Genomic DNA, 11,516 nt, shown 5'->3' on the forward strand with positions numbered 1-11,516 from the left:
ATGGGCCGTCGCCGTTCCGCCACCCTGCAGTTCAACGCCATCCAGCTGGTGGGTGGGCTGTTGCCGGCGTCGTTGCTGGAGCAGATCGCGCTGCAGCAGGCGTCGGGCCAGAAGGCCAGTGCGTACGGCCTGCCGAAGAACCAGCGGCTGCAGGTGGCGGTGGATCAGGCCTGGAGCCGCGCCAAGGCGCTGTGGCAGGAAGCCCAGGAGCTGCGCCGCCGGGGCGACGACATGCCCTGGGCCCCGTGGTTCAGCCAGCGGCTGCTCCAGCAGGTGTTCGGTTGGGACGACCTCACGCCCTGCCCGCCCCGCCAGATCGAAGCCGCCCTCTTCCCGATCACGCACCAAGCCTTCTCGGGGGCCGTGCCGGTGGTGTTCACCAGCCTGGGCAACGACGACCTCGACAAGGGCCACAAACAATTCGGCCAGGAGGGGCGCAAGCGCTCCCCCCACAGCTGCCTGCAGGAGTGCCTCAATGCCGACGACAGCGCCAACTGGGGGGTGCTCTGCAACGGCACCACCCTGCGGCTGCTGCACGACAACCCGGCCCTGGTGAAGCCGGCCTATGTGGCAGTGGCGCTGGATCAACTCTTCGAGGGCGGGCTGTTTGATGAATTCGCGGTGGTGTGGCTGCTGCTGCACGCCAGCCGCTTCCAGCGCAAAGACGACGGCGCCTGTGTGCTCGATGGATGGAAGCAGGAAGGCCAGCAGAGCGGCGAGCGCGCGCTGAACAAGCTGCGCGATGGTGTGCAGGCCGCTCTCGAAGCGGTTGGTCAGGGGGTGTTGCAGCACCCGGCCAATGGCGAGCTGGTGCACAAGTTGCACAGCGGAGAGCTGAGCACCCAGGACTTCTTCCGGCAGCTGCTGCGGCTGGTGTATCGGCTGCTGTTCCTCTGCGTGGCGGAAGACCGCAACCTGCTGTTTCCGCCGGACGTGCCGCTGGAGCTGCGACAGATCTACCGCGAGGGCTACAGCCTCAGCCGGCTGCGGGATCTGGCGATCAGGAGCGGCGCGCACGAGCACCAGCACGGTGATCTATGGCGTGTGCAGACGCTCGTGCTTGCTGAGCTGGGCCGGGGCGGCTCCAGCCTCGGTCTGCCGGGCCTCGGCGGCCTGTTTGACGAGAAGCAGTGCCCCGACCTCGACAGCGCCCAGCTGAGCAATGCCGCACTGCTGGAGGCGGTGCGGGCGATCGGCTGGTTCTACGACGAGCAGAGCCAGAGCCGCACCCGCATCAACTACCAGGCGCTGAACACCGAAGAGTTCGGCAGCGTGTACGAGAGCCTGCTGGAGCTGCATCCGCAGATCAGCGGCAGTGGCGCCAGCCTGCGCTTCTCGCTGGGCGGTGTGGCCGGCAGCGAACGCAAGACCAGCGGCAGCTACTACACACCTGAGGAGCTGGTGCGGCTGCTGATCCTCTCGGCCCTGCTGCCGGTGATCCGCGATCGCCTCAGCAATGCCACCACGCAGGAGGAGAAGGCGGCGGCGCTGCTGGCGATCCGGGTGCTGGATCCGGCCTGCGGCAGCGGCCACTTCCTGCTGGCAGCGGCCCGCAGGCTGGCCCTGGAGCTGGCAAGGATCCAGGCCGGCGACGACGAACCCAGCGAAGACCTTCGCCGCCACTGCCTGCGCCAGGTGGTGGCCCACTGCATCTACGGGGTCGACAAGAACCCGATGGCGGTGGAGCTGTGCAAGGTGGCCCTGTGGATCGAGGCGATCGAACCCGGGAAGCCCCTGGGCTTTCTCGATGCCCACATCCAGTGCGGCGATTCACTGGTGGGGGTGTTCGATCCCATGGTGCTGGACGGGGGCATCCCCGATGGGGCCTACAAACCGCTCACGGGGGATAACAAGACGATCTGCACCAGCCTGAAGAAGCAGAACCAGGCCTTTGTGGTGCAGGGTCAGGCGGATCTGTTCAGCGCCGCGGCGATGGCGCAGGCGATCCCGAGCGCCACGGGCTTTGAGGCGATCGAAGAGGACGACCTGCAGGCGGTGCGGCGCAAGGAGCAGGCCTACCAGGCCTGGCGCGCCGACCCGGCCATCCGCCAGGAGCTGCAGCGGGCCGATGCCTACGCGGCCGCCTTCTTCCTGCCCAAGGAGCCGGGCGTTGAGCAGCTGGTGCCCCTCTCGCAGCACCTGGAGGCGCTGAAGCAGGGAGCCGAGCTCTCCGCAGCGATGGCCGAGGCTGTGGAGAAGGCGGGGGCAGAGTTTCGCTTTCTGCACTGGCACCTGGCCTTCCCCGAGGCGATGCAGGCCGGGGGGTTCGACTGCGTGCTGGGCAATCCGCCGTGGGAGCGGATCAAGCTGCAGGAGAAGGAGTTCTTCGCGGCACGTTCGGAAGCGATTGCCACCGCCCCGAACAAGGCGGCACGGGAGCGGCTGATCCAGGCCCTCAGGGCAGCGGAGGCCTCAAGTGCGGATCGCCAGCTGGTGCGGGAGTTTGAGCTGGCCAAGCGGGAGGCGGAGGGCAGCGGCGAGTTCATCCGTGGCAGCGGCCGCTTTGCCCTCACAGCGGTGGGTGACCTGAACACCTATGCCCTGTTCGCCGAACTGTTCCTGAACCTGGTCGGACCAAAGGGCCGAGCTGGAGTGATCGTGCCCACAGGTATTGCCACCGATAACAGCACCAAGGCCTACTTCGATGCCATCTCTCGTGGCGGGAGGCTGGTGAACCTGTACGACTTTGAGAACCGTCATGGCCTTTTTCCAGCTGTGGACAGCCGCATGAAGTTTGCGCTGCTCACACTGGGCAATGGGGTGCAGGCCACCGATTTCGTGTTTTTTGCCACGGCACCGCAACAGCTGGCTGAGAGCCGACGCCACTTCAACCTCAGTGCCGACGACATCGCATTGATCAACCCCAACACTCGCACCTGTCCGGTGTTCCGTAGCCAAATAGATGCGGAGCTCGCCAAGAAGATCTACCGAAGAGTGCCCTTGTTGATTGATGAGGCATTGGCTGAGCAGGGGAATCCCTGGGGCATCAGATTCATGAGAATGCTTGACATGTCGAACGACAGCCATCTGTTCTTCGAAGAACCCGCGCGTGATCGCCTGCCGCTTTATGAAGCCAAGCTGATCCACCACTACGATCACCGCTGGGCCACCTACAGCCCTGATGGCTCCAGCAGCGATGTGGCGCTGGCTGACAAGCAGGATCCGGAGTTTCAGCTGCGACCTAGGTATTGGGTGAACCGCGAGGAAGTCAGCGATCGGCTAAGCGCTCAGGGTTGGGGACAGCAGTGGCTGATGGGGTGGCGGGATATCTGCCGCGGCACTGATGAGCGAACGGTGATTTGTTCGGTGGTGCCAATGGCTGGCATCGGAAACCAGATGCCGTTGATGCTTCCTGAAGTCGAGGCGAGTACAGACTCAGCCGCACTCCTCCTTGGCAACCTAACATCCATCCCATACGACTTCTTCGCAAGGCACAAGGTCGGCGGAACGCATATGAATTTCTTCATCTACAAGCAGCTCCCCGTCCTACCCCCAGGTGCCTACAGTCAGGACGCTATCGATTTCATCCAGCCCAGAGTGCTCCAACTCACCTACACCAGCCACGACCTCAAGTCCTGGGCGGAAGACCTCAGCTACGACGGCCCACCTTTCGCCTTCGATCTCGACCGCCGTGCGCTGCTGCGGGCCGAACTAGATGCCTACTACGCCCACCTCTACGGCCTCAACCGCGATGAATTGCGCTACATCCTTGATCCGGCAGATGTGATGGGTCCGGATTATCCCAGCGAAACCTTCCGCGTGCTCAAGAATAACGAGGTCCGCCAGTTTGGAGAGTACCGCACGCAGCGGCTTGTGCTGGAGGCCTGGGATCGATTGTTTGGAGCTGAGGCGAGGGCATCAAACTTATTTACGACGTAAGGGTAAATCCATTGTCCGTTCTGGTCTAGTGGTTCTCGGAACCGGTAACCAGCCCTATACTTGCAGGGAATTGAGCATAAAGCCCGGTGCCCCAATAGTTCCTGAACTTGCTGGGCGGGACACTTGGCGTGGTTCTCGGAAGGGAAGGAAGAACCGTCCGCAGTTCACGAAAACCATCCAATAAGCGTTAGGCCGCACAAATGTCCTTTGATCGCCGCGTCCCATTCTTCGAACGTACGCTCGCGTGGCGCCTGTTCAAGCGGCATCACACACACTTCAACGACATCTATTGGGCGAATCGAGCAACTTCAAAGTTCGCGTACGCTGCAACGCGCTCCTTCCAGCGAACTGATCTTACAAACGTCCTCTTCACCCTACCCGACAATCCGCAGCGGCTTGCCCCAACACTGGGTGCTTGGGCCGATAACTACTCAGGATTTAATCAGTGGACACAGATGGCTGCAGTTGTGGCCATCTGTGGATATCTAGAGACCTATATTGCTCAAGTGGCAACTGCTGCTTTGGAATCTTGTCCTGCGCAGATCTTTGGTGGCGCCAGCCAGGTAGACGGTACCGTTCTCCTGAAGTCTGGGACTAACTACGACTTCTACGCCCATGCCGAGCCGCTAGTTCGAGGCGATTGGCAGGCTAGAACTTCTGCGTATGCCCGCATTTTTGGAGCGTGCCCGTTTGTAAGCGAGATTAGCCGATTGGAACGGCTTCGCGCTCTTCGAAACGATGCCGGACACTCCTTCGGCCGCGACATCAAGGGGATGCGTTTTTCTGAGAGCAGCCTTGTTCAGCCATTGCCACGCATTTCCGACGAGGACGTTCAATCGTTTCTTGAACTTGCCAATACTGTGGCGACAGCAGTGGAAGGTCATCTTGGCCCGACCTTTGTTGGCTCGTACGAGGTGGTACGCCTCTTCCACAACTGGCGGGCAAAGCTGAACCCACTTCCACCCACAAAGCGAGAGCTCGCGAGGCTCTTCAGCCACTACTTCAATACCGTAACCGAGAATCCCTACGGCAGAAGCCGCTCTGAAGAACTCATCCGTTACTACGATGTTGCCTAATAGGTCGTTCGAGCGGAGGTCCGCCGCTCAACTTCGACGCTAACAAGCAGAATACCAAGCCATGTCGACGAAAGAAAAAGTAAAGAGCTACTGCAGTACTTGCGGTCGCGAAACAAATCACGAAATCATTGTGGCACATAGCATATCACACCGGGACGACTATGACTGCGACATAAAATACCAGATTGTAGGTTGCCTCGGTTGCGAGTTCGTGTCGTTTCGAAAGAGCTTCGTTGACATCGAGTCTGCATATCCGAATCGCGATGGCGAATGGGAAGTCCCCGAGGAGAATGATGTCTACCCCAGGGTATTGCAGGGGCACGTCGGAATTGAAGATATCTTTCACCTCCCAGATGTTGTCGGAAAGATCTACACTGAAGTGCTGACAGCAATCACAGAAGATGCGAGAATCCTCTCCGGCCTAGGCCTCAGAGGAGTCGTCGAGGCAGTCTGCAATGACCTTGGGATTACAGGGCGCTCATTGGAGACCAGAATCAATAAGCTAGCAAGCTCTGGGCACATATCAAAAAGCGACGCGGAGCGATTACACGCCATACGCTTTATGGGCAACGACGCAGCTCATGAAATAAGAAGACCTCATGATGGAGCGCTTAGAGTGGCATTAAAGATCGTCGAACACTTGCTGCAGTCTGTCTATATCCTTGAAAAGGAGGTTGAAGGGCGACTAGAGCCAGCAATTAGCAAGTACGAGAAATTCGAAACTCTCCTGCTGGATGCGCTGAATGAATACTCGCCCGGTGATGAGCTTCCTCTTGCAAAGTTCCTTGGGAAAGACCTCCGGCGAGTCAAGGAGTCAATTTCTATTCTTGAATCTGAGCTAATATCTAAAATCCAGTCAGGAGCATTCACCTCGTTGTCAATCGGAAGGGTAGATGCCTATCAGGGCTCGCAGAGTCCGCTTCAACACTTCGTCGTCCAATCCCCTGTCTGACATCATTGTTCACCTGTTTGCCACGAAATGAGTATTGCACGATCTAATATCTCCACGCGTCCAGGTGATAGCTTGCGTATTGCCTCCACAGGGATTTGACTCCCGGCTCCTCGAACTCACAAGCTCCAGCACAATGTCCAAAGCCTGGGCCAAAGAAGTCTTCTGCAAATACCTGGCGCTCCACTTTGATCCCCACCGCCGCACCCTTCCTCTCACCATTCTGGATGCCGACTAGGCATAGCTCTACAATCTAAACTACAACGCATAGTTTTGCATTTCTGATCCGGCCGATGTGATGGATCCCAACTCCTCTAATGCAACCCTTCGCGTTAGGAGCGGGATCAGCTGCTTGGACGTAGCCGACATCCACAAGAGCGAGCTGGTACAGCACCCTCCACGAAAGCAACGTAGAATTGAAAGCCAGTGATCATTCGTCGTGCACGACGACCACCATGTCGGCCAGCCCCCAGTCGTCTGCCCCCTGCTGGTTCGTCGGCGCCATGATCGGCGGTGCCGACCAGACCGATCGCTTCATCGACGAAGGCATCTGGGAGCACAACTTCGACGACAGCAAGATTGCCGCCCAGGTCCGCTCGATGCGGATGGGAGAACGCATCGCCATCAAGGCCGCCTACATCCGCAAGCACAACCTGCCCTTTGAGACCTGGGGCAACACCGTGTCGGTGATGGCGATCAAAGCCACCGGCGTGATCGCCGAAAACCCGGGTGACGGCCAGCGCGTCCGTGTCCACTGGCTGCGGGAGAGTCCACCCAAGGAGTGGTATTTCTACACCTACCAGCGCACCATCTGGAAGGTGATGCCCGGCGACTGGTCCGCCGATGCCCTCATTGCCTTCGCCTTTAACAACACCCCCCAGGACCTCAACCGTTTCCGCAACGACCCCTTCTGGCGCGATCGCTTTGCCACCAATCCAGCGGATCTCAAGCGCTTCCGCTGGACCCGCTTCTACCAGGCCATCGCCGATGGCCTTGTGCCATACCGCCACAACCGGGAGCCACTCATCGAGTTTCTGCAGGGGCTCAACAGCCGCGTGGAGCGGCTCAACTTTCTCGAAAGTGATCAGTTCGACGACGGCCGCAAGGGCTTCATTGCAGACATTGATCCCTTCACCCTGATCGGGCTGTTCAACCGCGGCATCAAGGACGCCACCCGCCAGGCCATCGCTTCCGAGCTGGCCCAGTTCCTGAACGTCAGTGAGTCCGTACCTGAGAACTTTGAGGGGATCCCGGTTCTGGATAACCAGAACTCCTGGTTCTTTCCCTACGCCAAAGACCGCCCGCCCCAGCACATCGACACTCTCTGGCAGGTGTTTGCCAGCGGCATGCAGCTGGCAGACGACAGCAGCGAGCAGACCAGCGAGACCTTCAGTCGCGACTTCGACGCGGCCATGCAGCTCTATGGCGTGGCCTGGAACCTCAGCTTCGGCCTCTATTGGTGCCGTCCCTGGAGCTTCCTCAGCCTTGATGGCAAGGCCCGCAGCTACATCAGCGAAAAGCTGCGCCTCCCCATCGGCTCCCACGGCCCCAAGAACCGCTGCAGTGCTGCCGACTACCTGCAGCTGATCGAAGCCCTTAACCAGCGCTTCACCGAACCCGACTTCAGCGTCCACTCCTTCCCCGAGCTGTCCTTGGAGGCCTGGACCTACACCGGCGCTGCACCCTCCGCCGCCGAGCTGGACGATGCCGACGAGGAGCAGACCACCACGCCCGTAGATGCCCCGGCGGTGCAGCCGGTCAAGGCGGAGCTGCCCTACGGCATCAGCAACATCAAGGCCGATGGCTGCTTCCTGCCAGAACCCGTGCTGGACCAGATGCTGAGCCGGTTGCGCGAGAAGAAGAACCTGATCCTCCAGGGACCGCCCGGCACCGGCAAAACCTGGCTGGGCAAACGCCTGGGCCTGGCCCTCATCGGCCAGGACGTGCAGGAACCGCAGCTGCGGGTGGTGCAGTTCCACCCCAACCTCTCCTACGAAGACTTCGTGCGCGGCTGGCGCCCCAGCGGCAACGGCGGCCTCACCCTCCACGACGGGGTGTTCATGCAGATGGTGAGAGCTGCCCTGGAAAACCCACTGCAGCGCTACGTGCTGGTGATCGAGGAGATCAACCGCGGCAACCCCGCCCAGATCTTCGGGGAGCTGCTCACGCTGCTGGAGGCAGGCAAGCGCACCCCCCGCGATGCCATGCAGCTCTGCTACCCCGATCCAGATGGCATCCACAGGCCCGTCTACGTGCCCGAAAACCTGTTCGTGATCGGCACGATGAACATCGCCGACCGCTCCCTGGCCCTGGTGGACATGGCCTTCCGCCGCCGCTTCGCTTTCATCACCCTCGAGCCCGCCCTGGGTGAGCCCTGGCGGGACTGGGTGGTGAACCAACGGGCCATGGAGCCGACAGCCGCCGCCGCGATCGAGCAGCGCCTCAACCAGCTCAACGCCGCCATCGCCGCCGATTCGCGGCTGGGCAAGGCTTTCCAGATCGGCCACAGCTACGTCACTCCTACCCAAGGCCTGGAGGGCCGCTCCACCCGCGACTGGTTCGCGGATGTGGTGGCCAGCGAACTCAAGCCCCTGCTGCAGGAGTACTGGTTCGATGCGCCTGAGGAATCCGAGAAGGCTGCCGCGGCGTTACTGGAGGGGTGGTGAGCCCTGCCGGCTGCCCCAGAATGGATCCATGGCCGTCGCCACCACCGCCCCAATCGAACAGCGCCTGGCAGGTATGGCGGCGGAGATCCGTCAGCTGGTCCCGGCCGCCGAGGTGCGCCTGTTCGGCTCCCGGGCGCGCGGCGAAGCGCGTCCTGATTCCGATGTCGACCTGTTGATCACCGCCCCAGACGCCTGGCTCGCGACCCGCGACCGCTTTGCTCTCCTTGGCGATCTGTGGGGGGCCGTGGCCCAACCCGATCTGTCTGTGGATCTGGTGCTGCACTCCACCAGCGAAGCGGCTCGCCGCGCCCAGGAACCGGGCTCTCTGGTGCATCAGGCCATTCAGGAGGGTGTGCTGCTCAATGGCCACCCCTGAAGCGGAGCGCTTGCTGCGGGTGGCGCGCCGCGACCTGAAGATGGCGCGGCGTCTGTTGGTTCCCGAAGTGGAAGAGGCCAGTTGGGGCTGGGCGGTGCAGCAGTGCTTGGAAAAGACCCTCAAGGCTTGGCTGCACATCGTTGGGACCAAACCGCCACAGACCCACGATCTCGCCCGTCTGCTGCTGCTCTTGCAGGACTCCGGTGTTGACATCACTGACCTACTGCCGCTGCGGGCCTTCACCACCTTCGCGGTGCAATGCCGTTACGAAGACGAACCTGAACACCTTGGATTGGACCGGACCGCTTGGTGCAACCGCGCGGAAGCTCTGATCGACCACGCACAGAGCCGGATCGGGTGATGCGGCCATGAGCATCCCGGTTCGCAACATCTGGTGGTTGATGCTCTATGCATCAGACCTCGGCAAGCACGCGTCTCCCACCAACCTCGCCGCCGAAGACCTGCCCGAGGACATCCCCGATCTGGTGGCCGAGATCCTGGCCCGCGCCGTCGAGCTACGCCAGCGCCGCCAACTCAGCACAGCGTTCCTTCCCCGGGAAGCGGTGCTCAGCCGCGTGCGCGGCCGCATCGATCACCTCACCACCAGTCGCCGTCAGCTGCTCGCCAAAGGCCAGGTGGCCTGTCGGTTCGAGGAGCTCTCCGTGGACAGCCCCCGTAACCGCTACGTCCGGGCGGCGCTGGAGTCCGTGGCCCGACTGGTGCGCAAGCCCGAGCTGGCCCATCGCTGCCGGGGGCTGGCCCATGGCCTGCGGCGTCAGGGCGTGGTGGGTGAGGCTCCCAGCAGGCAGCAGATCAGCCAGGAACGCTTCGGTCGGCACGATCAGGCCGATGAGCCGATGCTGGCCGCAGCCCGCCTGGCGATGGATCTGGCCCTGCCCAGCGAGGAAGCCGGCCCCAATGCCCTGCTCGATCCCCAGCGCTGCGTGCACTGGCTGCGGCGGCTCTACGAGAAGGCGATCGGCGGCTTCTACCGGCTGCACCTCGATGCACCCCACTGGGTGGTGCACACCGGCAAGGCCCTGAGCTGGCCGATCGCCGATGCCACCAGTGGCATCACCCAGGTGTTTCCCTCGATGCGGACCGACATCGTGATCGACCGCAGCGATCAGCCCAAACGCCTGGTAATCGACACCAAGTTCACCCACGTCTACGGCCGTGGCTGGTATCGCGACTTGTCGCTCAGAAGCGGGTACGTCTACCAGCTCTACGCTTATCTGCGCTCGCAGGAAGGCCGTGGTGATGCCCGAGCAGACCGCGCCGATGGACTCCTGCTCCACCCCGCCATCAACGGCGACGTCGACGAAGCGGTGCTGATCCAGGGGCATCAGATGCGCTTTGCCACCGTGGATCTGGCGGGTGACCACGGGGCAATCAAATCCAGGTTGCTGGAGCTGGTGGGAGGCACGGAATCGTGACGCCATCACCGCTTTCAGCCGATGGGGCCGCCGCCAAGGCAGCCGGCACCATCGCTCTCCAGATGCTGGAAGAGAGAGGACGTGGTGCGGTGCTGGTTGGTGTTGCCCGGGTGGATACGGCGCTGGAGCATCTGCTGCAGTCGCTGATGACGCCCTCCTCGGCCAAGGGGGATGGCTTGTTTCGTCCCGAACGGCCCCTGGGATCCCTTGGCGCCAAGGTGGCCCTGGCTCACCGGCTGGGCCTGATCGATGCAGGCATCGAACGGGCCCTGAATGGCCTCCGCAAGCTGCGCAACGCCTTCGCCCACTCCGCTGAGTCCGCCTCGCTGGCGGATCCTGCCCACAGTTCACGCCTGGCCGAGGTCTACGCCGAAGCGCGATCCAACCCGCTCTGGGTCCCACTGGAATCCGTCCTGGCTGCGCAGCCGCCTTCCGCCCACGGTCCGCTGGATCCCGCCCTGCGCGACTACATCCTGCTGATCACGATCCTGGTGGCCTTCCTGGAGGCCACGGCCCAGCAGCTCACCCCCTTCCAGCCACCGGTGGTGATGGGCTTCGGGGGCATTGGCAGACCAGCCGATCCACCACAGCAAGGGTGACAAAGGCCCGACCGTCCAGCTCTGATGCGCGATCGGCTGCTCAGCCAGGGCAGCGCTGCCAAACCAGGGCCATAACCATCACCAGCCGCGCAGGCTTGAACCACCGCCACAGCAGCACGTGGCTGTCGCTCAGATAGCCCCCGGGCCGCTCACCGCTGGGGAGTCGATGGGGCTGCGTCATCGCTCGACCAAATGGCCAGCTCCTCCGCCGCCATGGGTTCGAGCAGCGTCCCGGGGTTGCGCAGGGGGCCCTGGCTGCGCAGGCGCCCGGGGATGCGCTGGGGTAGCAGCGGAGCCAGGGGCATCAACCGCGAGAGGTTGGTCCTGGCCTGATCCACGTTCACCACGCGTGGCGACCCTTGCGGCGTGGCTGGACCTGATCCCATGGCGACACAACCGGCTGACCCTCCTCAACCTAGGCATGGACTAAGTCCGTCAAAAGCTGTCGACGTCGCTGCTCAACAGCCACGCCATCGGGGCTCACCCGATTCCGACGACAGGCCAGATGATGCAGATTCTGCATAGTTCAAGCTGG

At 62.3% G+C, this 11,516-nt stretch carries 9 protein-coding genes; 8 read left to right on the forward strand and 1 reads right to left on the reverse strand.

All coding sequences use genetic code 11. From position 1 onward, the window contains the following. The 8 genes from ACLV7J_RS09270 (at nucleotide 1) to ACLV7J_RS09305 (ending at nucleotide 10,981) form a co-directional block, all read left to right on the forward strand. Nucleotides 1-3,879: an Eco57I restriction-modification methylase domain-containing protein gene (locus tag ACLV7J_RS09270; RefSeq protein WP_411868818.1), complete on the forward strand. Its 3,879-nt coding sequence runs from the start codon at nucleotides 1-3 to the stop codon at nucleotides 3,877-3,879. Nucleotides 3,880-4,079: 200 nt separating this feature from the next. Beyond that, on the forward strand, nucleotides 4,080-4,955 hold the full coding sequence (locus ACLV7J_RS09275) for a hypothetical protein (RefSeq protein WP_411868819.1): 876 nt from the start codon (nucleotides 4,080-4,082) through the stop codon (nucleotides 4,953-4,955). Nucleotides 4,956-5,016: 61 nt separating this feature from the next. Next, entirely contained in the window at nucleotides 5,017-5,907 is an 891-nt protein-coding gene (locus ACLV7J_RS09280) for a DUF4145 domain-containing protein (RefSeq protein ID WP_411868820.1), read from the forward strand. 452 nt (nucleotides 5,908-6,359) lie between these two features. Continuing rightward, nucleotides 6,360-8,570, forward strand: coding sequence for an AAA family ATPase (locus ACLV7J_RS09285; protein WP_411868821.1), 2,211 nt, complete (start codon nucleotides 6,360-6,362; stop codon nucleotides 8,568-8,570). Between the two features lie 28 nt (nucleotides 8,571-8,598). Then, nucleotides 8,599-8,946: a nucleotidyltransferase domain-containing protein gene (locus tag ACLV7J_RS09290; protein WP_411868822.1), complete on the forward strand. Its 348-nt coding sequence runs from the start codon at nucleotides 8,599-8,601 to the stop codon at nucleotides 8,944-8,946. Then, on the forward strand, nucleotides 8,933-9,307 hold the full coding sequence (locus ACLV7J_RS09295; RefSeq protein WP_411868823.1) for a HEPN domain-containing protein: 375 nt from the start codon (nucleotides 8,933-8,935) through the stop codon (nucleotides 9,305-9,307). The genes ACLV7J_RS09290 and ACLV7J_RS09295 overlap by 14 nt, the downstream gene beginning before the upstream one ends. 7 nt (nucleotides 9,308-9,314) lie before the next feature. Further along, nucleotides 9,315-10,382 (forward strand): 5-methylcytosine-specific restriction endonuclease system specificity protein McrC, encoded by a 1,068-nt coding sequence (gene mcrC, locus ACLV7J_RS09300; protein WP_411868824.1) that lies wholly within the window; start codon nucleotides 9,315-9,317, stop codon nucleotides 10,380-10,382. Continuing rightward, nucleotides 10,379-10,981 (forward strand): hypothetical protein, encoded by a 603-nt coding sequence (locus ACLV7J_RS09305; protein ID WP_411868825.1) that lies wholly within the window; start codon nucleotides 10,379-10,381, stop codon nucleotides 10,979-10,981. The genes mcrC and ACLV7J_RS09305 overlap by 4 nt, the downstream gene beginning before the upstream one ends. 149 nt (nucleotides 10,982-11,130) lie before the next feature. Here the strand turns inward: ACLV7J_RS09305 and ACLV7J_RS09310 are convergent, their stop codons facing one another. Then, on the reverse strand, nucleotides 11,131-11,367 hold the full coding sequence (locus ACLV7J_RS09310) for a hypothetical protein (protein WP_411868826.1): 237 nt from the start codon (nucleotides 11,365-11,367) through the stop codon (nucleotides 11,131-11,133). Between the last annotated feature and the right edge of the window lie 149 nt (nucleotides 11,368-11,516).

It is taken from the genome of Vulcanococcus limneticus LL (assembly GCF_943369875.1).
Lineage (GTDB): Bacteria > Cyanobacteriota > Cyanobacteriia > PCC-6307 > Cyanobiaceae > Vulcanococcus > Vulcanococcus limneticus_A.

Coding starts and splice junctions, on each gene's coding strand:
- ACLV7J_RS09295 (WP_411868823.1), top strand. CDS start 8,933: ATGGCCACCCCTGAAGCGGAGCGCTTGCTGCGGGTGGCGCGCCGCGAC.
- ACLV7J_RS09310 (WP_411868826.1), bottom strand. CDS start 11,367: ATGGGATCAGGTCCAGCCACGCCGCAAGGGTCGCCACGCGTGGTGAAC.
- ACLV7J_RS09275 (WP_411868819.1), top strand. CDS start 4,080: ATGTCCTTTGATCGCCGCGTCCCATTCTTCGAACGTACGCTCGCGTGG.
- ACLV7J_RS09270 (WP_411868818.1), top strand. CDS start 1: ATGGGCCGTCGCCGTTCCGCCACCCTGCAGTTCAACGCCATCCAGCTG.
- ACLV7J_RS09280 (WP_411868820.1), top strand. CDS start 5,017: ATGTCGACGAAAGAAAAAGTAAAGAGCTACTGCAGTACTTGCGGTCGC.
- ACLV7J_RS09290 (WP_411868822.1), top strand. CDS start 8,599: ATGGCCGTCGCCACCACCGCCCCAATCGAACAGCGCCTGGCAGGTATG.
- mcrC (WP_411868824.1), top strand. CDS start 9,315: ATGAGCATCCCGGTTCGCAACATCTGGTGGTTGATGCTCTATGCATCA.
- ACLV7J_RS09285 (WP_411868821.1), top strand. CDS start 6,360: ATGTCGGCCAGCCCCCAGTCGTCTGCCCCCTGCTGGTTCGTCGGCGCC.